This is a genomic window from uncultured Aquimarina sp., assembly GCF_947492405.1.
Lineage (GTDB): Bacteria > Bacteroidota > Bacteroidia > Flavobacteriales > Flavobacteriaceae > Aquimarina.
In genome coordinates, this window is sequence record NZ_CANLMP010000004.1 from 60,746 (window position 1) to 84,246 (window position 23,501).

Annotated in this window: 22 protein-coding genes; 12 read left to right on the top strand and 10 right to left on the bottom strand. The window is 33.1% G+C overall.

All coding sequences use genetic code 11. The features are described from left to right. Nucleotides 1-38: 38 nt before the first annotated feature. The 7 genes from Q0829_RS14910 to Q0829_RS14940 all read left to right on the top strand — a co-directional run bounded on the left by Q0829_RS14910 (nucleotide 39) and on the right by Q0829_RS14940 (nucleotide 10,046). A complete protein-coding gene (locus Q0829_RS14910) occupies nucleotides 39-986 on the top strand; it encodes a type IX secretion system membrane protein PorP/SprF (protein WP_298544489.1) in 948 nt (315 codons plus the stop codon). An 18-nt stretch (nucleotides 987-1,004) separates the two neighbouring features. Continuing rightward, nucleotides 1,005-2,981, top strand: a complete 1,977-nt coding sequence (locus Q0829_RS14915; RefSeq protein WP_298544491.1) for an OmpA family protein — start codon at nucleotides 1,005-1,007, stop codon at nucleotides 2,979-2,981. Nucleotides 2,982-3,087: 106 nt separating this feature from the next. Continuing rightward, on the top strand, nucleotides 3,088-5,577 hold the full coding sequence (locus Q0829_RS14920) for a zinc-dependent metalloprotease (protein ID WP_298544493.1): 2,490 nt from the start codon (nucleotides 3,088-3,090) through the stop codon (nucleotides 5,575-5,577). Between the two features lie 199 nt (nucleotides 5,578-5,776). Further along, nucleotides 5,777-6,094, top strand: a complete 318-nt coding sequence (locus Q0829_RS14925; RefSeq protein ID WP_298544494.1) for a hypothetical protein — start codon at nucleotides 5,777-5,779, stop codon at nucleotides 6,092-6,094. 20 nt (nucleotides 6,095-6,114) lie between these two features. Next, complete coding sequence (locus tag Q0829_RS14930) at nucleotides 6,115-6,627, top strand: hypothetical protein (protein ID WP_298544496.1); 513 nt, start codon at nucleotides 6,115-6,117, stop codon at nucleotides 6,625-6,627. A 119-nt stretch (nucleotides 6,628-6,746) separates the two neighbouring features. Beyond that, nucleotides 6,747-7,784: a hypothetical protein gene (locus Q0829_RS14935; RefSeq protein WP_298544499.1), complete on the top strand. Its 1,038-nt coding sequence runs from the start codon at nucleotides 6,747-6,749 to the stop codon at nucleotides 7,782-7,784. Between the two features lie 285 nt (nucleotides 7,785-8,069). After that, a complete protein-coding gene (locus Q0829_RS14940) occupies nucleotides 8,070-10,046 on the top strand; it encodes a tetratricopeptide repeat-containing sensor histidine kinase (protein WP_298544501.1) in 1,977 nt (658 codons plus the stop codon). A gap of 76 nt (nucleotides 10,047-10,122) precedes the next feature. On the opposite strand, the gene hemL is transcribed toward Q0829_RS14940, so the two are convergent. From hemL to Q0829_RS14955, 3 genes are read right to left on the bottom strand one after another with little or no spacing between them, the layout of a single operon-like run. After that, entirely contained in the window at nucleotides 10,123-11,409 is a 1,287-nt protein-coding gene (hemL, locus tag Q0829_RS14945) for a glutamate-1-semialdehyde 2,1-aminomutase (protein ID WP_298544503.1), read from the bottom strand. A 6-nt stretch (nucleotides 11,410-11,415) separates the two neighbouring features. Continuing rightward, a complete protein-coding gene (locus tag Q0829_RS14950) occupies nucleotides 11,416-12,291 on the bottom strand; it encodes a glucosaminidase domain-containing protein (RefSeq protein ID WP_298544505.1) in 876 nt (291 codons plus the stop codon). A 1-nt stretch (nucleotide 12,292) separates the two neighbouring features. Beyond that, nucleotides 12,293-13,234, bottom strand: a complete 942-nt coding sequence (locus tag Q0829_RS14955; protein WP_298544506.1) for a pyridoxal-phosphate dependent enzyme — start codon at nucleotides 13,232-13,234, stop codon at nucleotides 12,293-12,295. Nucleotides 13,235-13,654: 420 nt separating this feature from the next. On the opposite strand from Q0829_RS14955, the gene Q0829_RS14960 reads away from it, so the two are divergent. Beyond that, the gene (locus Q0829_RS14960; RefSeq protein WP_298544507.1) at nucleotides 13,655-14,539 is read left to right on the top strand and encodes a polysaccharide lyase family 7 protein; all 885 of its coding nucleotides are present in this window, start codon (nucleotides 13,655-13,657) and stop codon (nucleotides 14,537-14,539) included. Nucleotides 14,540-14,599: 60 nt separating this feature from the next. Here the strand turns inward: Q0829_RS14960 and Q0829_RS14965 are convergent, their stop codons facing one another. After that, nucleotides 14,600-14,926: a hypothetical protein gene (locus Q0829_RS14965; protein WP_298544510.1), complete on the bottom strand. Its 327-nt coding sequence runs from the start codon at nucleotides 14,924-14,926 to the stop codon at nucleotides 14,600-14,602. Between the two features lie 28 nt (nucleotides 14,927-14,954). Between Q0829_RS14965 and Q0829_RS14970 the strand changes: the two genes are divergently transcribed. The 4 genes from Q0829_RS14970 (at nucleotide 14,955) to Q0829_RS14985 (ending at nucleotide 17,657) form a co-directional block, all read left to right on the top strand. Then, complete coding sequence (locus tag Q0829_RS14970) at nucleotides 14,955-15,125, top strand: DUF5522 domain-containing protein (RefSeq protein WP_298545638.1); 171 nt, start codon at nucleotides 14,955-14,957, stop codon at nucleotides 15,123-15,125. Nucleotides 15,126-15,207: 82 nt separating this feature from the next. Beyond that, on the top strand, nucleotides 15,208-15,744 hold the full coding sequence (locus tag Q0829_RS14975; protein WP_298544512.1) for a DUF4136 domain-containing protein: 537 nt from the start codon (nucleotides 15,208-15,210) through the stop codon (nucleotides 15,742-15,744). Nucleotides 15,745-15,835: 91 nt separating this feature from the next. Next, the gene (locus Q0829_RS14980; protein ID WP_298544514.1) at nucleotides 15,836-16,441 is read left to right on the top strand and encodes a DUF4230 domain-containing protein; all 606 of its coding nucleotides are present in this window, start codon (nucleotides 15,836-15,838) and stop codon (nucleotides 16,439-16,441) included. A gap of 94 nt (nucleotides 16,442-16,535) precedes the next feature. Further along, a complete protein-coding gene (locus tag Q0829_RS14985) occupies nucleotides 16,536-17,657 on the top strand; it encodes a T9SS type A sorting domain-containing protein (protein WP_298544516.1) in 1,122 nt (373 codons plus the stop codon). A gap of 4 nt (nucleotides 17,658-17,661) precedes the next feature. Here the strand turns inward: Q0829_RS14985 and Q0829_RS14990 are convergent, their stop codons facing one another. The 6 genes from Q0829_RS14990 to Q0829_RS15015 all read right to left on the bottom strand — a co-directional run bounded on the left by Q0829_RS14990 (nucleotide 17,662) and on the right by Q0829_RS15015 (nucleotide 23,374). Continuing rightward, nucleotides 17,662-18,195: a DUF2867 domain-containing protein gene (locus tag Q0829_RS14990; protein ID WP_298544518.1), complete on the bottom strand. Its 534-nt coding sequence runs from the start codon at nucleotides 18,193-18,195 to the stop codon at nucleotides 17,662-17,664. A 4-nt stretch (nucleotides 18,196-18,199) separates the two neighbouring features. Further along, entirely contained in the window at nucleotides 18,200-19,078 is an 879-nt protein-coding gene (locus Q0829_RS14995) for an ATP-binding cassette domain-containing protein (RefSeq protein ID WP_298544520.1), read from the bottom strand. Further along, entirely contained in the window at nucleotides 19,075-19,746 is a 672-nt protein-coding gene (gene modB / locus Q0829_RS15000; protein WP_298545640.1) for a molybdate ABC transporter permease subunit, read from the bottom strand. Before modB ends, Q0829_RS14995 begins: the two co-directional genes overlap by 4 nt. After that, entirely contained in the window at nucleotides 19,746-20,147 is a 402-nt protein-coding gene (locus tag Q0829_RS15005) for a tobe domain protein (protein WP_298544523.1), read from the bottom strand. Before Q0829_RS15005 ends, modB begins: the two co-directional genes overlap by 1 nt. A 160-nt stretch (nucleotides 20,148-20,307) precedes the next feature. Further along, nucleotides 20,308-21,081, bottom strand: a complete 774-nt coding sequence (gene modA, locus Q0829_RS15010; RefSeq protein WP_298544525.1) for a molybdate ABC transporter substrate-binding protein — start codon at nucleotides 21,079-21,081, stop codon at nucleotides 20,308-20,310. 13 nt (nucleotides 21,082-21,094) lie between these two features. Further along, nucleotides 21,095-23,374, bottom strand: coding sequence for an aminotransferase class III-fold pyridoxal phosphate-dependent enzyme (locus Q0829_RS15015; RefSeq protein ID WP_298544528.1), 2,280 nt, complete (start codon nucleotides 23,372-23,374; stop codon nucleotides 21,095-21,097). Nucleotides 23,375-23,501: the final 127 nt, after the last annotated feature.

Consider the following 23,501-nt stretch of genomic DNA (forward strand, 5'->3'; position numbering starts at 1 on the left):
CAAACAACTTTATTATTCTTTTCAGAAATAATAATCTTATGAAAAAAACATATCAATTAAGTATTATTTTGTTTTTAATATCTATTGTATGCACACAAGCTCAACAAGATGCTCAGTATACACAATACATGTATAATACAATAAGTGTTAATCCAGCCTATGCAGGATCCAGAAATGCCATTAGCATCACTGGATTATACAGAAATCAATGGGTAGGTATTGATGGAGCACCAGTAACTCAAACGCTAAATATTCATTCGCCTATTGGTCCCAATGAAAAAGTTGGACTTGGATTATCCATTATCAATGATAAAATTGGGCCAACTCAAGAAACATACATTGATATTGATTTTTCATATACCATCAATACTTCTGATAAAGCTAAGTTATCTTTTGGAATAAAAGCAGGAGGACATTTATTAGATATCGATTTTAATAGATTAAATCAATATGCCACTTCAGATATATTATTAGACACTAATATTGACAATAAATTTTCACCCAATGTAGGGATTGGTGCTTATTACTATACCTCGAAATTTTATGCTGGTATTTCTGCACCTAATCTACTGCAAACGAAACATTTTAATGAGTCATCAAATGACAATACAGCCTCATCCTTTCTGGCAGTAGAACGAATCAATTATTATATGATTTTAGGATATGTATTCGATATTAATGAATACTTAAAACTAAAACCAGCAGTATTAGGAAAAATAGTTTCTGGATCACCTTTGCAAGTCGATGTTTCCGCTAATTTCTTATTATATGATAAACTATCATTAGGTTTAGCCTATAGATGGAGTGCTGCACTAAGCGCTTTGGCTGGATTTCAAATTTCAGATAATATGATGCTTGGTTTTGCCTATGATTGGGAAACAACAGCTTTAGGAAATACCGAGTTTAATTCTGGATCATATGAATTTTTCCTGCGGTATGAGATCTTTAAGAAAAAAGAACGTGTTTTATATCCTAGATTTTTCTAATCAAAATAAAAGTTAACTATGAAATTTTTCTATAATACATCTCAACTAATCCTTACGATTATCTTGATGCTACCTATACTTTTATTTGCACAAGATAAATCATTACAAAAGGCCAATAAAAATTTTGAAAGTCTGGCATATGTTGATGCTATTGATTCCTACGAGGATATCATAACCAAGGGAAATGGTTCTATAGAAGTATACCAGAAACTAGCGGATGCATATTATTACAATGCTGATTTAAAAAATGCTGGGAAATGGTATCAGCGCATGATCGAATATCGTATCGAGCAAATTGAAGATAGTACTGTCGTTGAAGAACTACAACCAGAATATTATTATAGAACAATACAATGCTATAAGCATTTGGAATTATATGATCAAGCCGACGAGTTAATGGAATATGTCAAAAATCTTGACACTCTTGATTCAAGAGTAAAACGTTTCAAAGAAAACCCGAATTACCTTAAAGAAATCGAATTACAATCCGGAAGATATGAAGTGCTTAATTTTTCAGGTAACTCAGCGTTTACCGATTTTGCCCCTTCAATATATCAAAACCAGCTAGTATTTTCTTCTTCTCGTGGAAAAAGCAAGTATGCTTCAAAACAAAATCGTTGGAATCAGCAATCTTATTTAGGATTATTTAATGTAGTTTCCAATGACTCTCTAAACATTTCTTTTACAAAAGAATTTTCCAAAGAACTAGGTTCACGTCTACACGAATCTACCTCTGCATTTACCAAAGATGGTTCTACAATTTATTTCACTAGAAACAATATAGATAAGGGAAAATCCAAAAACGATTCTATAGGAATTAATCGTCTTAAAATATACAAAGCGATACTAGGTGAAAAGCAAAAATGGTCAAAACCACAAGAACTTCCTTTTAACAATGATCAATATTCTGTAGCACATCCTGCTTTAAGTTTTGATGAAAAAAAAATATATTTTGCTTCTGATATGCCCGGTGGATATGGAGCTTCAGATTTATACGTTGTAGACATACACGAAGATGGAAGTTTTGGAACACCACAGAACCTCGGATCGGCAATTAATACCGAAGGTAGAGACACTTTCCCATTTATTAGTAAAACTGGAATGTTATACTTCTCTTCAGATGGACATTTAGGATTAGGAGGGTTGGATATTTTCGTGGTAGACACAAAAGAAGATGAAAAAAAGATCTACAACCTTGGAAAACCTATAAATAGTAATTTTGATGATGTTACTTTCATAATCAATGAAGACACCAAAAAAGGATACTTTGCTTCCAATAGATTAGGTGGTCGTGGTGATGATGACATCTATAGCTTTACTGAAACCAAACCTTTAGTAACAAAATGTTTTGGCTCTATTAATGGAGTGATTCTGGACAAAAAGACAAACGCACTTTTAATTGATACCCAAATAACAATTAGCAATCAAAATGACGAAGTTATTCACACAGATGTGACAGATATGATAGGAGCCTTTTCTGCACAAGTGGATTGTGATAATAAAAATTATACTATTCAAGCAAAAAAAGAAAACTATAAAACAATAACACTCTCCATTACTACCAATAGAGATAGTACGGAAGTAAACAAAGAATTATTTCTGGAAAAAGATGTTCCCAATACAGGAATAGACTTAGCCAAACTATTAAATCTGAAGCCAATTTATTTTGCATCTAACAAATCCCTATTGCTTGGAAAATCGGCGTTAGAATTAGACAAAATTGTCTCTTACATGAAGGAGTATACTACACTTAAAATAGAAATAGGATCACATACTGATAGCAAAGGTAGTGATGCATATAACCTAAAGTTATCTTCTAAAAGAGCTACTTCAACAGCTAACTATATAATCAGTAAAGGAATCGCCCCAGATCGAGTAAAAAGTAGAGGCTATGGAGAAACTTTGTTGCAAAACAAATGTAGTAATGGTGTTCCTTGTACTAAAGAACAACATCAGCAAAACAGAAGAAGCGAATTTATTGTAACAGAAAACTAATACATAAATATCCTAATCATAAAACCCAGACGCTCTAGGTTTTAACTTTCCTTTCACTAATAACACATAGGTATTTCTTTATCTTCGGCCGATAAAAAAATAACTCATGCGCAAAAATACTCTGTATCTATTACTGATACTAACAGTAACACTTTCTAGTTGTTCTGCATTTCAAAACAAAAAAGGAAAAGCTTCTTCTACTGCAACTGCCAAAAAACCTGGCAAAGATAAAAATGCGATTAAACCGTATAGTGAAGTCATTACCAAAAAAGCAAAAAGTGACCCAGGACTCTTTACCGTTCATAATATAGAAGAAAAATACTTTTATGAAATACCAGATTCTTTGTTCAACAGAGAAATGTTAATGGTTACCAGAATTGCTAAAACCGCTACAGGTATTGGATTTGGTGGCGGTAAGCAAAACACACAAGTACTTAGATGGCAAAGAAAAAACAAACAAGTATTGCTTCGCGTAGTATCTCATCAGATATATGCGGCAGATTCTTTACCAATTCACGAAGCTGTTGAGAACTCTAATTTCGAACCTGTTTTGTTTTCTTTTCCGATCAAAGCATTTCATAAAGATTCTGTAAACAATGCCACTGTGATTGATGTTACAGAATTATTTAAAAAAGATGTAAAGGCCCTCGGTTTTCCTGCATCAAGAAGAAAACAATATAAGATCACCCGATTAGACGCAAGTCTTTCATACATAGATTCTATCAGGAGTTACCCGATTAATATCGAAACAAGACATGTGAAAACGTACAGCGCTGGCGAACCACCTTCTAATGCCAGTACAGGAACTATCTCTTTAGAAATGAGTAACTCTATGATTCTACTACCCGAAACGCCTATGAAACGTAGAATGTTTGATCAACGTGTGGGATGGTTTGCAAGAGGACAAACAGATTATGGATTAGAAGCACAAGAAAGTAAAACGATACGTTACCTGGATCGATGGAGACTGGAAATAAAAGATGAAGATCTTGAGAAATTCAACAAAGGAGAATTGGTAGTTCCGAAAAAACAAATTGTATACTACATTGATCGCGCAACTCCCAAAAAATGGAGAAAATATATCAAACAAGGAATAGAAGATTGGCAAGTAGCTTTTGAAGAAGCTGGATTTAAAGATGCAATAATCGCAAAAGATCCACCAACCAAAGAAGAAGATCCAGATTGGAGTCCCGAAGATGCACGTTACTCCGTTGTTCGTTATTTAGCATCTCCTATACCAAATGCTAATGGACCTCATGTAAGTGATCCCAGATCTGGTGAAATTCTGGAAAGCGATATCAATTGGTATCATAATGTAATGACATTATTACGCAATTGGTTTTTTGTACAGACTGCTGCCATTAATCCAAATGCTCAAGGAGTTGCTTTTAAAGATGAAGTTATGGGACGACTCATCAGATTTGTTTCTGCGCATGAAGTAGGTCATACTTTAGGATTGCCTCATAATATGGGGAGTAGTGTTGCTTATCCTGTAGAATCACTTCGTGATCCTGCATTTACTAAAAAATACGGAACAGCACCATCTATTATGGACTATGCCCGTTTTAATTATATCGCTCAACCAGGTGATGGGGATGTGGCATTGATGCCAGAAATAGGAATTTATGATAAGCATGCGATTAGATGGGGATATAGACCAATTCCTGGCACAACAGCAGAAGAGGAAAAGAAAACCTTAGACAACTGGATATTGAAACATGCTGATGATCCTAAATACCGTTTCGGAAGACAACAATTCGGCGTGATTGATCCTAGTTCACAGACAGAAGATCTTGGTGATGATGCTGTCAATGCAAGTACGTATGGTATTGCAAACCTAAAAAGAATCATACCTAATCTTATACAATGGACTGCAGAAGATGGTAAGAATTACGATGACCTGCAAACTATGTACGGGCAAGTTCTTAGTCAGTTTAATAGATATATGGGACACGTTGCTTCTAATATCGGAGGTGTATATGAATATTACAAAACATATGATCAGGATGGAGCCGTGTATACTCATGTTACCAAGGAGAACCAGAAACGAGCAATGAAATTTTTGCAAGAACAATTATTCGCTACTCCAGATTGGTTATTAGATACTACTATTTTTAATAAAATAGAATCCGCAGGAAGTGTAGAACGTATGCGTGGATTTCAAACAAGAACACTAAATAATTTATTGGATCAAGGAAGAATGTCTCGATTAATAGAAAACGAAGCTTTGAACACTACCAATGCCTATACGTTAATAGATATGATGACCGAGCTACGATCAGGTATATGGAGTGAACTGAGAAGAGGAGCTACTATTGATGTGTATCGTCGTAATCTCCAGCGTGCATATCTGGAACGATTAGAGTTTTTAATGACTAAAGAACAACAACCAATCCCTGCTAATTTTAGACGTTTTGTAAGACGCACTAATGTAGATGTATCACAAAGTGATATCAGACCGATTGTGAGAGCAGAGTTAAAAAATCTACAAAGAGATATTAGGAATGCTATAGGTAGAACAGCTGATCGAATGACTCGTTACCACTTACAAGATGCTACAGAAAGAATCTCATTAATACTAGATCCCAAAAAATAAAAGATTCATAAACCATTATATAGTTGTAAAAACCACGACATTACTGTCGTAGTTTTTCATATAAGGAATTTTTAGTTGTTTTAAGAAATGCTAGAGATAGATTACACTGATAATTATAAAAGAAACAATTATGCTAACAAAAACATAATAGAAACATATACAATTGGGTATCTTAGCTTAAGATCAACAATTCCCGAAAATGACTTTAATAGAACTAATCCATTATTTTAAAATAAATGGAAATCAAGATGAATTTTATAAAAATAATTCTCTGGATTTAGCATCCGAAGTTATCGAAATCTATATGGAAAAACCTTTCAATACTAAAAACAAAATAGCACTCTTTGAAATAGAAAAGACACAGGGAAAAGTTGAGTATGAAGTGGAAAACATTAAATATTATAACCTTATAGACTTCTATTATTTTCTTGATTTCATAGAAGACTCTAAAAACAAAAATTTGACTAACGAAAAGCTTGCTGAAATATTATTGAATTACTGTATTAATGATGCATAAACAAAAAATGAACTTCTATAATGAAAAGCATTTTTTACCTCTTGATGTTTTTGACGCTAACTAGCTGTAGATATTTCAATATAAGTCCTGTAAACGGAATCACAACCAAAAATCTCAACCAAAAACCTTCTTCAAAAGATATGGTTGGACTTTGGGAAGTAGACAGCTATAGCTATGACTTAATTAGAAAGCGTGGCTACAGAAATCAAAAAGTAGTACTAGAAATTAAAAATGATGGAACTTTTGAAGCGAAAAACTTACCCGATTTTATAAACGTATCGCAGAAGTCCTATCAAAAGCGAATACATACAACAGGCAGTTGGGAAATCGGAAAAGACTTTAAAGGAAAAAAATGGGTGTTATATATGAGTTTCAAAAAAAGTGAATTATACAAAAACGGAATGTCGACTTCATATGATCTATATATACAAAATGATAAATTAGTGATTTGGTACTTTATAGGAGATCCAGATACTGGAGAAAGGTTTCTATTTACTAAAAAACAATATCAGAACGATGTAATGTCTAACTAATTTTTCCTTTTTGTAATGATCCTATACATGTAAGATGTTACTCAAAAATTTTAGAAAACACTGTAACAATTATTTTTTTCATTTGTCTATAGGTTGTGGCATTCACAAACCTATCAATCATGAAAAACACCGCTATAATTATAGTTACATTACTCCTATTTCTTTCCTGTACCCAGCCAGAGAACAAGTCTTTTAACATTGGGCAAAAATCAGTAACATTTGTTGATGAGACAAGAAATCGTCCCTTACCAACCGAAATATGGTATCCTACATTAGATAGTTTGCCTCAAAAAGAATCCAAGGAAAATAAAAAGAAGCTTTTCAAAACTATCGAAACAATTCCGAACGCTTCAATTCCAAATAAAAAATTTCCTCTATTATTAATCTCACATGGAACTGGCGGTAATAGATTTTCGTTGACCTGGTTCATAGAAAAAATGGTAAAAGAAGGTTATGTCGTAGTTTCACTTGACCATTATGGAAATTCAACTTTCAATAAAATACCGAGAGAATTCGTGAAATGGTGGGAAAGAGCAATTGATGTGCAATTCGTACTCACAAGTATTCTTGATAATCATGAAATAGGTACAAAAATAGATATCTCGAAAATTGGTGGAGTTGGTTTTTCTTTAGGAGGTTATACAAATATTGCCTTAGCTGGAGGTTATGTAGATAGAACCGTTAGAGAAAATGAAAAAGAAGAAGATAGAAAAATGCCTGCCGAATTTCCGAAAACAGATGAAATCATAGATTTTGAAAATGATAGCCTTATTGTTTCATCATACCATTTATACAAAAATCAAGTAAAAGATAATAGAATCAAGGCTTTTTTCGTGATGGCACCAGCAATTGGATTTGGATTCCATTCTAAAGAGCAAACAGAAAAAATTACTGCTCCTGTTTTTATTGTTGCTGGAAAAGGAGATACGAATACTAGAATAAAAAACAATGCTTTAAACTATCATAATTTAATCGAAAGTAGCAAAATTCATCTGTACGATGAAAATGTAGGACACTATGTCTTCTTAAATGAACCAACAGAATTTGGAAAAAAAGTCGCACCAACAATAACAATTGACAACCCAAATGTTGATAGAAAAGAGATACACAAAAAAACATTAGAACTAGCACTTAGCTTTTTTAAGGAACATCTTTAGAAAACTATAACGACCTATAGATAACTTATCGCAATAAGTTTTCCAATAGAATTCATTACTGTTTCAGAAATTAACACTTCACTATCAATGAATTATTCTATTTCTCACATTGCAATAGCCTCCTTTTTTGGTCTAAAATCAAAAAAAGCACGATGATTATGTTAAAAATACGGTAAAACAATAATTATTTGAAAGAATAATACTACAAATAAATAGTTAACATTTAATTTTTTTGTATTTTGCAGTCCTAAATTGCATTTAATCTGTTTCCCCAAAATAGAATGTATGAAAAAAACTACTCTTATTATCGGCCTACTTATGCTGTTAAGTTATTATGGCTTTTCGCAAAAACAATCTTTGGATAGTATACTTCCTACAATCAAAACGCAAAAGGACTCTGTTGTTTTTGATAATGCTATGAAACACTTCAAACAGCTTTGGGTACAAGGAAAATTTGAAATAGCATTATCCTATGAAGATAAACTATTATCCATTTCCAAAAAAATACATCATAACAGAGGTATTGGAGATGTATACACCCAAATTGGAAACATTTATAACCATACACAAAAACATATAAAAGCATTTCATAACTATGATAAAGCAGTTATATATTATAAGATAGCAAATCATCAAAGAGGTTTAGCCATTATTAACAACAATAAATCTACCATCGAACAAGGGCGGGGTAATTCTGAAAAAGCCATTGACTATATATTGGAAGCCAATTTATATTTTGAACGTATAAACGATAGTATAGTGCTATCAAGTACTTATAATAACCTGGCAAATATTTATTCAGACATTAATAAATATGAACTTGCTGAGGAATATTATCAAAAATCTATCACTTTAAAGAAAAAGTTCAGGCCAGAAAAAATAGGTTCTGCATTAAACAATCTTGCACTTATCTACATTGAGCAAGGTAAAATCGACGAAGCAGAGGAGTTAATCAATCAGGCCCTAGAGATCAGTAAAAAAAAGAACAACACGCTAGACAAAGCAATGGCTTATAGCAGATTAGCAGATCTTTTTAGGGAAAACAAAGAATATGAAAAATCTAAAAAATATTATGATTCTTCTTATTCTAACGCTTTAAAAGCTCAAAACTATAGAGTAACCGCTAATATAAAACAACAGTTAGGCTTTATAGAAACCCAACTGAAAAATTATGAAAAAGCTGAAGCGTTATTGAAAGATGCTAGGACAGAATTGCTAAAATTGAACATTTCTCCATTGCTTTTAACCAATTACAATTATTCTGCATCCTTAGATTCTGCTAGAAACAACTTTACATCTGCGTTTATCTGGCAAAAAAAATATCAACAAATTGCGGATCAAAGTTCTAACGATGAAGCTACCGAAAGAATCTCAAAGGCGGAAATTCGTTTCAAATCTGAATTAGAACAACTTAAACTTCTTGAAGAAAAAGAAAAACAGGAATTAAAAACCCAAGGAGAATTATTCAAATATAGAATATTCACTTTTATAAGTTTAGGGGTTTCGATCCTCATATTTGTCTTTTTAATATTCATTATAAAAACACGTAAAGAAAGAAAAAGATATATAAAAGAACTAAATGAGTCTAATCAGGTAAAAAACAAACTGTTCTCTATCATCTCACATGATCTTAAAAATGAAATCCACGGTCTCGATGGTACGTTAAATTTATTAAAAGAAGATGCTATTTCTATAGAAGAGTTTCAGGAAATCATTCCTTTACTTGCTAATAAGACGCATCAAACTTCTATTATGCTTAATAATTTGCTAAACTGGTCTAAATCGCAAATGAAAGAACTAAATGCTAAACCTACCGAATTTAATATCAAAGATGTAATCCATAGTAAGTTCACCTTTTTTGAACCTAAAGCGGAGCTTAAAGATATTAAACTAGAGAATCAATTAGATTCTACCATGGTATTTGCAGACAAAGACATGTTTTCTATAGTATCTCAAAACCTAATAGCCAATGCTATTAAATTTTGTAAACCTGGAGATTCAATTACCCTACATTCTGAAGAAAAGGAAGAGCATTATGAGATTTGTTTTCAGGATACGGGAGTTGGCATACCCAAAGAAAATCTAAGTAAGCTTTTTGCCGAAGATACTTTTACCACAGAGGGTACCCAACAAGAAACGGGGACCGGACTTGGATTGAAAATTTGCAAAGAACTAATAGAACTTAACAAAGGTAAAATTAAAGTAAAAAGCATTCTTGGAGAAGGAAGTACTTTTTGCATAACATTACCAAAAGCATCCTAAATAGAAAAGTTCAATAGCTTTATTATCATCGGAAAAGAATAAAAAAAGCCGATCCAGTCAGATCGGCTTTTACTTTTTATAAGTTTTTTGCAGTGATAGAAACAGCTTTTATCGTTTCGTCAAGATCTTCATAGGTAAGCGCCTCAGTAATAAACCAGGTCTCAAAAGCACTTGGTGCAATATAAACTCCTTGATCAAGCATTCCATGAAAGAATTTTTTAAATATTTCATTATTACCTTCTGCAGCACTTTCGAAATCAACAACGGGATTTTCAGAGAAATGAACTGAAATCATAGATCCAATTCTATTGATAGTATGTATTATATTTTTATCTTCTAAAACCTTTTGTATTCCTTTATGTAAATATTCAGTCTTTTTATCAATACTATTAAAAATCTCTGCATTATCATTTAGCTCGGTCAGCATCGCTAAACCTGCAGCCATGGCCAAAGGATTACCACTTAATGTTCCCGCTTGATAAACCGGACCTAAGGGTGCTAAATGATTCATAATCTCTTCTCTTGCTGCAAAAGCACCAACAGGAAGCCCTCCTCCGATTACTTTACCAAAAGTTACAATATCAGCGTCCACTCCTAATAATTCCTGTACACCACCTTTTGCTAATCTAAATCCTGTCATTACCTCATCAAAAATCAATAAAATATTGTGAGCATCACAAAGAGATCTTAAACCTTCTAAAAAACCTTTAACAGGTGGAATACATCCCATATTACCAGCTACAGGTTCTATTATAATACAAGCAATCTCTCCTTTATTAGATTTGATAATACTTTCTACATTTTCTAGATCATTATATCTTGCTAACAATGTGTCTTTTGCTGTTCCTTCTGTAACACCTGGACTATTAGGACTACCAAAGGTTACTGCTCCACTACCTGCTTGAATCAGAAAGGAATCACTATGCCCGTGATAACAACCTGCAAATTTGATAATCTTATCTTTTTTAGTAAAACCACGAGCCAATCTCACAGCGCTCATACAGGCTTCTGTACCAGAATTAACAAACCGTATTTTATCAATATTAGGAACCATAGATACCGCTAATTCTGCAATCTTAGTTTCAATTTCGGTTGGCATTCCAAAACTGGTACCTTTTCTGGCTTTTTCAATGACAGCATTCACTACTGGAGGATGTGCATGTCCTAGAATCATTGGTCCCCAGGAATTAATATAATCGATCAGGCGATTTCCATCTTCATCATACAAATAGGCTCCTTTTGCCTCTTTTACAAAAATTGGATCTCCTCCTACTGCCTTAAACGCACGAACTGGTGAGTTAACTCCTCCTGGAATTACTTTTTGAGCCTCTGCAAAAAGAGCACTGCTTCTTTTATAAATCATATTGGATTAAAATTCTTCGGCATCACCATCAGGCTCTTTTACTTTTAGAACTTGTCCGATGGCAATTGCATTATCTTTTAAATTATTATACGCTTTAAGTTCAGCAACTTTAATATTGTATCTTCTAGATATCGAATATAAGGTATCTCCTTTCTGAACAACATATTCTCCTTTTTCTGCTTTAGAAACTACTGGCTTATTTGTTTTTTTTGGTTTCTTAGGTTTTTTGGCAACATATGCTTTTCCCAAAACCTCAGCGTCATATTTATCCAACTTGTATCTTTCTACAATACTTATAAGTTTAGCCGGATACTTTTTATCTGTAGCATATCCAGCTGCACGCAATCCATATGCCCAGGATTTATAATCATCTTGTTTATACGTAAAAAGCTTTGCATAGCGCTTTCTGTTTTTTAGAAATAAAGAATGATCTCTAAACGAGTGACTTGCTTTTTCGTATTTTCTAAAACATTCCTGAGAGCGATCATCATCATGATATACTCTATCTCCGGTCCAGTCATGGCATTTTATTCCAAAATGATTATTAGCTTTTCCTGTAAGTTCTCCGTAACCAGCTCCGGATTCTAAGATTCCCTGGGCTAATGTGATACTTGCCGGGATACCATACTCTGTCATCTCATGTTTAGCAATACCTGCATATTCAAATATATAATTCTGAACCTTTTCCTTATAAGAAACCGCATTAAGTGGTTTTTTAATTTCTTTTTTCGGTTCCTTTACTTCCTTTACTTCTCTACGCACCTCCGTTTTTCTTGGAGAAGGAGTATTAGCTTTTCTAGTGGTTGTTGCTTTTTTACTACCTCCACAAGAAACCAAAAGTGTAGCAACACTAAACATCATTATAATTTTCCTCACGTCCATATCAAATTGTAATAAGCGGGAGCTTCTTTTTACTTAGCTTTTTGTTCATACCCAAAATACCCTGTAAGCCTCCGGTATGAATGGCTAAAATACGAGTATTTTTTGTAAAAGTCCCGTTCAGAATCTTATCAAAAATACCATACATCATCTTTCCTGTATAAATAGGATCTAATGCTATACCTTGTTCTTTTCTGAATGTATTTATAAACTCTATTAATGCTGTATTTATTTTACCATATCCACCAAAATGATAATCCTCTGCTAAATTCCAATTAGTTTTATCTGTATACTTTTTAATTTCATCGGACAGGAAATCTCCTTTTAAGGCAGGAAACCCAATAATATGCTGATGTGCTAAGCTTGCATTGATAATCCCAGCAATTGTCCCACCTGTTCCAATCGCACAACAGATATAGTCGAAGATCTCATCCTTGGGTGTTAGAATTTCTTTACATCCATGTACTGCTAAATCGTTGGTTCCTCCTTCAGGAACACTATAAAACAAACCAAATTCCTTTTTTAACAACTCCAAGAAGTATTCCGATGTTTTTTGTTTGTAATCGCTTCTGGTAACAAATTTCAATTTCATCCCGTTATCCGAAGCTAATCTAAGTGTATCATTCTCCGATAACGTATGATCTAAATTTTTAGCTAACTCCTCACCTCTGATTACTCCAATAGTCTGTAATCCAACTAGTTTTCCGGCTGCCGCTGTAGCTGCAATATGGTTACTATAAGCTCCGCCAAAAGTAAGAACAGTATCGAAACCTAAGCTTTTAGCTTCTATTAGGTTATACTTTAATTTCCTGAACTTATTACCAGAAACATACTCATGAATTAAGTCTTCGCGTTTCAGAAATAGAGATACTTGAGCCTCTTTTAGAATAGGATGAACTATTTCTTCATTTTTTGATTCTCTACCTTCCAAAGAAAAAAAATACATGCAATCGTTTTATAAGAAGTTGTACAAAATTACGATTATTAATTCTAAGTAAGACTGCTACATTTTGAGGTCTAAATTTTTATAAAAAAACAGACTAGAACTGAACATTTTAAGAAAATTATATAATGGATCTTATGTTTTTTATAGGAACAAACGATAAAAACGATTTGAAAATTCAGATGAGAAGTATAAAATCAAGGTTAATTTTCACAAAATACTATTTTTTAACATTTTACATTTTTCCCGCAGTTAAGTTACCCTAAACTCAGTATTTACAATTAATCTCACAATAGGAATCAACCCAAAAAATAACACAAAAATTGTCAAATATTCATTTTTTTGATTCTTTTTTTATCAAATAACTAACTTTTAAGCAATTATTTCATAAATTGGTCAACCAATCCCTAAAATAATACAACCATGAAAAAAGGTACTCTTTCTAAATTTTGTTGCTCTTTGTTCTTCTTAATTTTTGTTTGTTCTTTTACTAGTTGTACTAATGATCTTACAGAAGAACTATCATTGGAAGCGGAAGAAATTAAAGATGATGTTAATCAAAAACTATCCACAGGAGATTTCACCTGGAAAAACTGGTATTTATCTGTACCTATCAATCGAGGTAATGGAAAAGCTACATCTATCTACTATAAAGACTTAGAAGATGCAAACTTTACTAATAACGAGTCTTATTATGTTAAGAAAAATAGTAATGGAAGTTATACTTTCAAAACTAAATTTACCGGCTATACCACTTCTGGAAAATATGGTCTTGATAAGAAAAAATATTGTAGAACTGAGTTAAGAGAGTATTGGAGAGGAAATCAATCTACTTCTGACAACTGGTCTATGAATTCTGGTTATCATAAAATGGAATCTAAACTAAGAGTAGAATCTATTGGAGGTAACAAAAGAACATTTGTAGCGCAGATACACGGATACGGTGGTAACAGCCCTGCAACTGTTAAAGTAGCCTGGGATAATGGAAAAATTAAACTAGAATACTATGTAAAACCAACCAACGGAAGAACAGATTGGACTAGTAAAGACATTGTAAAAAAAGACCTTGGATATGTAGGTTCAGAAATATTTACAATCTATCTTGAAATCAAAGATGGAAGGTTACGTACTAAATTATATTGTTCTGCTAAAGGAATCAATACCGGATATGTTACTCAGTATGACTATGACGCTAATGGCTATACTTATGACAATTACTTCAAAACTGGTAACTATTTTAACTGGAATAAAGATTATAACGCCACAGCTACTGTTAGACTATACGGAGTAAAAACTACACATTATTAATTGGCCTCATAATTAATCGTTTAAATTACCTGCTTAAACAAATTTAGCAGGTTTTTTTATTCACAGATACTTAACGAAACTCCAAAATTTTCGATGCTTTAGATAAGAAAGTTCAGTTTCCATCTCATATGCCTCTCTCTCAAAAGAAATATTACGATACGCTTCTTTTGAATTTCGATATTGAATTAATCGAATTAGATACTCGGTTAGATACACAAAATAAAATGGAATTACCAGTAGTTCTAACTGCTGCTTTAAATGAATTTTTTCGTGATTTATAAAAACTTCATCTCTCTTTAGATGGTGATCTTTTACCACTATAAAAGGCCAAAGTGCGATTCCCACAAAATGACGACCTATCAAATATTTGTTAACTACAATTGGCATCTTACCGCAAGATAGTATTTTTGTACCGATGAACAATCCAAAAAAAATACTAAAACCAGAAGAAGGAGACTTCTATCTTACTCCTGAGGGGTACCGTTGTTTTACGGAACAATATCATCTAAAAAGAGGATATTGTTGTGAGAGTGGCTGCAGGCATTGTCCCTACGGTTATGATAAAAAGACGAACAAGTATACATAAAGTAGTTCATATAGTACTCGTGGTATGATTGTTGTGACTTTTTTTATTAAAAAATATTGTTGAACATACAAAATACAGGATTATGAAATTTTACTCTCTTTTATCACTAATCCTTATCATAACGCTTAGCTCCTGCTCTAGTGTTAGAGTAGCATCTGATTATGATAAGCAAACTAATTTCACTACGTATAAAAGCTATGCTTTTTATAAACCAGGAATTGATAAAGCCGAAATCAGTGACCTAGACAAAAAACGTATCCTTAGAGCTATTGAAACAGATATGGCTGCAAAAGGATTTACAAAATCCCAAAATCCAGATGTACTAGTTAGTATCTTTACTAAAACCAAAGAAAACGTAAACGTCTACCAAAATAATTTTGGTTTTGGATGGGGTTGGGGATGGGGATGGAATCCATGGTTATGGGGACCTCAACAAAATACCGTTTCTAGAACTACAGAAGGCACCTTATACATTGATTTAATTGATGCATCAAAGAATGAATTGATCTGGCAAGGAATGGGAACAGCTGCTTTAACTAAAAACGTTGACAAAAAGCAGGAAAAAATGAACCAAATTGTTGGTGCAATACTAGAAAAATACCCTCCCGAAATTAAATAGTTATCACCATACTAAATAAGACCATGGCCTTTCTGTTAACAGAAAGGCTATTTTTTTGCGTACATTTATAGTAAACTTGACCAATAAAAATATGCGTAATTTTCTTCTAGGTGCATTAATTGCCGCATTCATCGCTTTAGGGATTAACTATTTTATCACTCAATCTAAAACTCAAAAAACCGAAATACAATCCTCCGATCTTATTTTAGATCAAATAAAAAATGTCGGTAAACTAGTAGTTACCGAAGGACATTTCTCTGAAGTTATCACCTATAAAGATGCTAAAAAATATTATCTAGACATCCTTACGGCAAAGAAAAAAGCCATTGTTGTCGTTAATGCCAGTGTAACCGTTTCTTATGATTTAAGTATGATAGAGCATACCATAGATCAATCAAGTAAAACAGTTACGATTACTAGCATTCCGGAATCAGAAATTAATATAAACCCTGATATTAAATATCACGATCTCGAAGAAGATTTTTTTAATCAATTTAATCCCGAAGATCATAATCTTATCCAAAAAGAGGTTATCCGTCAGCTTAATAAAAAGATAGAAGCTTCTACCTTAAAAACGAACGCAGAAAATCGTTTAATCAGTGAACTACAGAAAATTTATATACTTACAAACTCATTAGGCTGGAAATTGGTTTACAAAGGAAATTCGATTACTAACTCCGAACAGCTATTGCTCTAACACAAAAAAACACTGCCCTTTTTGGGTGGGAAAACAGGTAGTTTTTATTTGTAATTTAGCTGTAATACGTACTATCAACCAATCGATTATTTTCATGAAATCTATCCCCAAATCCAACATTTTTATTTTCTTCCTACTATTCTGTCAGTTGATAATTGCTCAAGCTCCTTATGGTAATGCGGGCGATCATACTGCTGTTACTTTAGATAATACAGACGCTCCCAATGGATATTATGAATATTTACCTACTAACTTCGATCAAAGCTCTGGAAATACTTATGCATTGGTACTATTTTTTCATGGAAAAGGAGAAAGAGGAGACGGAAATAGTAATCTAGACAAGGTTTTAAAACATGGCCCTCCTAAATTGATAGAAAATGGAACCGATTTTCCTGCAATAGTTATTTCTGCTCAATCACCAAAAAACAGTGGTACTTTTAGTCCTTCGGATTTTACGAATTTATACAATTATATAATAGCAAATTATCCCATAAATCTGAATAAGGTATATGTTACTGGTTTAAGCGCTGGTGGAGGCAGCACCTGGAATGCGCTAAAAGCAGATCATACTAAAATTGCAGCTGCAGTACCTATTTGTGGAGCAGGAGGAGTAACAGATCCGTCAGATTTTTTGCAACAAACTCCTATATGGGCACATCATAACTTTAGCGATGGAACCGTAGGAAGAGGACAAACTATAAACAATATGAATCGAATTGCAAATACAGGTAGTTCCGTTATGGAAGTATATCCATTTGGTTCTGGAGGTACTGTTGCGGATAATGATTATACTATGCAATTTGATACCACAAACAAAACCTGGTCATCTGGGGTTGGAATAAATAGCCCTTCTGATAAAATGTCATTTACTTTATATCGAAATGGTGGTCATGATGCGTGGACCAAAACATATAATAATCAAGATGTGTGGGATTGGTTATTTGAACAAAGTTTGAATACCCTTAGTACAGAAGAATTTGCATCCATATCAACAAAAATTTATCCTAATCCAACCCGTGGCGATATTAGAATTGAAACACAAAAGAATTCAAAAGAAAAATTAGAAATATATGATACAATAGGAAGAAAAATATATGATCGAATGGTAACCAATACTGAAGTAATACACATAGCTTCTTACGGATCCGGAATATACATCGCTAAAATTATCAATTCTTTAGGTGCCAAGAAATCACTTAAAATTGTTGTACAATAATTAATTACAGAAATACTTTTTCTACTTCTTTAATTACACTTTTTAACATAGCTCGAACAATCAATTTATGAAATGGTTTTACAGGAAGAAAATATAATTTTCCAAACCAATTATTAAAATGTACGATCGTAGAAATGGTAAGGTCTTTATGATTATCTAGCTTTGGTTCTAATAATAGCGAAACTCTAAAATTAAGATGGACATCATCTTCGCCTAAGATGATTTCATTCTCAGTTCTTTCGAATACTTTGAAAATTCCAATTTGTTCTCCTATCTCACCTTTAAAATTATCTAACGCTTCTTCTCTCTCTTTTACTTTACCTCCTGTTTTCAAACCAAAAACCGAAACAATTTTATTTCTTAAAACAAATAATTTCCCAATCCATCCTGGTGAAGTAGAAAAGAAAGCTTTTGTTATAATGATGATATCAATAGTATCTTGTTTATCAGTAAATTTGCCTTTAAAACTATCCGAATAATCACAAGTATTTTTAGAAAGTAATGATTTACCAGGAAAGTGTACTCTTTGAACTCTCATACTATTACTTCTCAATTTTTAGGAGAACAGGATTAAAAGCTTTAGAAGCAACGATAACCTTATCTCCAATTCCTAAATCAATAATTTCTGATTTTTGAGCAATTATTTTTACTACATTATTACCTATAAGTACAGTAACAATATAGACCACTTCTTCTTGTGCTATAGCAATTACTTCGCCCGTAAACTGAAACTTACCACTTAGTTTATCATTAGTAAAAATAGCCGACGGATTGCCTTGCTTACTGATTTTACCATCTTCAAGGCAATAAATTTCATCAGACATTTTTATAATCTCACCCACATCGTGACTTACTAAAATTGTTGTGAGTTCATACTGTCTATGTACTTTTAGGATGTAATCCTGTAATTTAGTTCGCATTTTAATATCCAACGCAGAAAGTGGTTCATCTAATAACAAGATTTCAGGTTTGCGAACCAGTGCACGTGCCAAAGCAACTCTTTGCTGTTGACCACCAGACAATGTTTCTGGTTTTCTATCTTGTAACTCCTCTAACGCTACGATGGTAATTAATTCTTGGACAATACTTTTATCCTGATGTTTTTCTAGAGCGAACTCCAGATTTTTTCGCACAGTCATATTAGGAAATAGCGCATAATCCTGAAAAACGTAACCAATCTTTCGTTCTTGTGGAGTAATGTTGATCTTTTTCTCTGTATTTAACCATGTTTTATTACCTATAATAATTTGTCCTTTATCGACGGATAACAATCCAGCTAAAATTCTAAGTGTAGATGTTTTTCCGGCACCAGAAGGGCCGTATAAAGTAATAAATTGCCCCTTTTTAATATTCAATTGAATATCAAGAAGCATCTTTCCGTTAGCATTACTAAGTGTTTTATGAATATGAGCTTTTATCATTTCCAAAACCTTTTTAGATAACCTCCATTAATCAAATACACCGATAACAATACTATAAAAGTTATAATGATCAAAATTAAGGAATACATATGCGCATTACTATAATTTAATGCTTCTACCTCATCATAAATAGCAATGGAAACCACTTTGGTTTTTTCTGGAATGTTTCCTCCGATCATTAAAACAACGCCGAATTCTCCAACAGTATGAGCAAAAGCTAATACAATTCCTGTTAGTAATGAAGGCTTTATATTAGGTAGCAATACACTAAACAAGGTTTTTATTTTGGATTTACCCAATATATATGAAGCCTCTGTCAGCGAAGAAGGTAAACTAGCCAAACCCGATTGAATTGGATTTACCATAAATGGCAAACTATAAATAACAGATCCTATCACTAGTCCTGTGAACGAAAAAATTAACCGGATTCCAAACCAATCTTCGATCCAACTTCCAAAAGCATTACCCGGACTAAAAGTCATCAATAAATAAAAGCCTAAAACAGTTGGAGGTAATACCAAAGGCATACTCACTAAAGTCTCTATAACAGGTTTAATTCTTGATTTAGAATGTGCTAACCAATATGCTAATGGGATCGAAATAATTAATAGAACCATTGTAGTTACCAAAGCAAGCTTAGCTGTTAATATGATTGGGTTCCAATCCATCATCTGGAAATCATAATTTCGTTTACTTTTATCATAGCTATTACCTCTTGATTTTCTACTAACATCATCTTATTCAGAACTTCTGTAGCAATAATAGCAATTATGTCACCTATTTCTGACTTCAACGTTAATCTACTTAACAACACTCCCTTTTTTACTCCTTTAATAGTAGCTGTAATTTTATTTTGAATACTTATCGAAAGAGCATCTTCTTTACTGATGATCACCTCTGTTTCTTTAAACAAAACTTCTACGGTATTTTCTATCTTCAGGTAAGAAGCCGTTTCCGGAGTTTCTACTACAATAGTTTTAAGGGTAACATGTTCATTTATCCGAACCGAAACCATTGATAAACTTTCGTTTACCTGTATATCCGATATATGTCCTGAAAAAACATTCATTATTCAGCTACTTAATAGTCTCTAATAGAAAATACAGCGCTCACTAATTTGTTTCTTTTTGATGGAATTTTAGTTTATTTTTATCGTCTGATGCTAAAGCATCTACATCAAAAAAGAAAATCAAAATTCCATCAAAAATAATTCAAATTATAAAAATCGTCTATTTTCTATCAGACACTAAATATCCGAAATCTTCCAGTATTTCCTTAGCTTCTTTTGAAAAAAGAAAATCATAAAACTGTTGAGCATTTTTAAAATCTCGATTTTCCGTTTTAATCATAACAACTCCTTGCTTAATAAGCGGATACGTTTCTTTATCCAAAGCTATCCAATGTCCTTTACCTTTTATTTTAGGAGATAGTACCACGGATTTTGCAGTAAAGCCAATCTCCGAAGACTTTGATGTAATAAACTGATTAGTTTGCGAAATACTTTCTCCGTATACTAATTTACTTTTAACTTGATCATAAATAGCGTTATTCTGCAACACTTTAATTGTTGCTTGACCATAAGGTGCCGTTTTGGGGTTTGCCAAAGCAATGTGTTTGACTTCCTCGTTTTTTAGTATTTCGATAGAAGGTCGGATATTATCATACATTGACCACAATACCAATTGACCATACGCATATATTTTAGGCGGATGAACGGTTAAATCGCTTGCTTGAATTTCTTCTGGATATTTCATATTAGCAGAAACAAAAATATCGTACGGAGCTCCTTCTTTAATCTGTGCAGTTAACTTCCCAGAAGAACTGATTACCAACTCACAAGGCGTTCCGGTTTGTTTTGTAAATGCTTTAGAAATTTCATCTATAGCAAACTGCATATTAGCGGCTGCAGCAATCGTGATCACATCTTTTTCAGGCTGTTTACATCCTAAAACCAATAAAAGAATTATCGTACTAATTGTAATGATTATTGTTGGTTTAGGCATTTGTATTCTTTCTTTAAAATCTTTTTTGTGTTTGATAATAACTTTCTAACACACTGTCAATAGCATCCACAACTTCTTTAGCATTTTCTTTTGTGAAACATAAAGGAGGTTTCGTTTTCAACACATTATCATCAGGACCATCCGTACTAATGAGTATGAATTTATCTCGTAATTCATTTTTAATATGATGTGCTAGAACTCTATTGGTTTCACGATTTTCTCCTTTTATAATTTCGATTCCCAAAAACAAACCGGATCCTCGCACATCACCAATACAATCGTACTTTTTCTGAAGTTCAGATAAGAGCGATTTATAATAGGCTCCTACTATCTTCGCATTTTCTTGTAATTTTTCATTTTCAATTACTTCCAGTACTGATAACCCAATGGCGCAGGAAACTGGATTTCCTCCAAAAGAGCTAAAAAACTCCACTCCTTTACTAAAAGATTCGACTATTTCATCTGTTGTAATGACAGCACCCATTGGATGTCCGTTTGCTATTGGTTTCCCAACAATAACCATATCCGGCACAACTTCTTGTGCTTCAAACCCCCAAAAGTGATCTCCTAAACGTCCAAAACCTGTTTGAACCTCATCACTAATACAGATCCCTCCTTGTTTTCTTATTGCCGGATACACTTCTTTTAGATATCCTTTTGCCAGCGGAACTTGTCCGCCGCATCCCACAACGGGTTCTGTAATAAAAGTAGCAATCGGATGATCCGAATTTTCTATTTGTTTCACCGCCTCCTCCGCATACAATTCACCTGCGTTCTCGTCAGTATATTTGCCTCTATAGGTATCCGGAATTTGGGTTTTTAGAATGTGTTCTTTTTGTCCTTGTCCTTTTGAGCTATTGAATTTATAATCACTAATATCAATAGAAATCTGGGTGTTGCCGTGATACCCATGTTCCATCACCATAACTTTTTTATGCTGAGTATGTGCATACGCCATTCGGATTGCCAAATCACTGGCTGCGCTTCCTGAGTTTACAAAAAATACTTTATTAAGTGAATCCGAGAATTTTGACAATAGTTCTTCTGCATATTTGGGTAACAGATCATACAGATACCTGGTATTGGTATTCAATGTTGCCATTTGTTTTTGTCCAGCTTCTACTACTCTTGGATGTGAATGCCCAACGTGTGGAATATTATTATACGCATCTAAAAAAGTATTCCCTTCAGCATCGTACATGTATTGAAAAGCCGAACGAGTCATAAAAATGGGAGTTTTATAACTTACCGACAGAATAGAACTTATATGCTGATACCTCTTTCTAATCGCTTCATCGGTTGTTTCTATTTTATCAACTGGCAACCCTATTGTTTTCCTGAATAAATGCTCTGCCCCAATCGGATTAATTCTTAACCATTTGTGCAACATTTGCCAGGCAGATTTTTCACTCACGGTAGCATAGGTATTCTCAGGATCTGTTTTTCGAGAATGAGCGGAATTACAAACACTTGTACATAGCCTTGCAGCTATTAAATAATACAACACCTTAATTTCTTTTTCTTCCAATGGGAGAATACTATGATACGCTTTTAGAACTATCGGTGCCCAATCCAGTGGATTTTCTTTATCATAACACGCATAAGTGATGGCAATCGCTACTTCATTAATTAGCTGTGAATATGCCAGATCTCCGAAATCAATGATTCCTGAAACGCTGCCATTTTTCGTTAAGATGTTCCACTCGTTAGCATCGTTATGAATTACTTGTTTTCTTAATTCTGGCAATAATGGAACTACCTGTTCCTCGAATTGCTGAAAAAAATAGTACACAATACTTCTATTATGAGGGTCTGGAATATCGTTAAGGTACTTTTTATTTAGATGGAGATATTGGATATCCCATTCCCATTGTCTGGCTTTTAGTACGTAACTATCAAATTTTTGAAATGTAAGGTTCATTTCTGCCAGAAAAACACCTAATGAACAAAATAACTCTTTTGAAGCTTTTATATCTCCTAAAAACCAACCATCCAGAAACGAAAGCATCCTGCAAATTGTTTTTACCCCATCAATCATCAAGACCTTTATAAAACTACCATCTGTAAAAGGAATCGGTTTAGGAGATGTATCTGTGTCTTTTTCCTGAAGATGCAGCAGGGCTTCATTTTCTGCCTCCAGAACAGCCAGTAACTCTTTATGATACGCATAGGTTTTAAAAATATACCGCCCGGATTTATTTTTAACAAGATAATTGACGTTGTCATAGCCATTAAGCTTTTTAATTTCTGGCTTGTGAAATGTAAATTCGGTTTCTAAGAGTGTATCCATCATAGCATCAATGAGAAGTATGTTATGTGTAAATGAGTTTTTAGAATGGTGTGATAAAGATACTGTATTAGACGCTGTAATCTTTAAAATAATCTGTTATAAATTTGATTGTTTTAGTTACTTAAGAAGT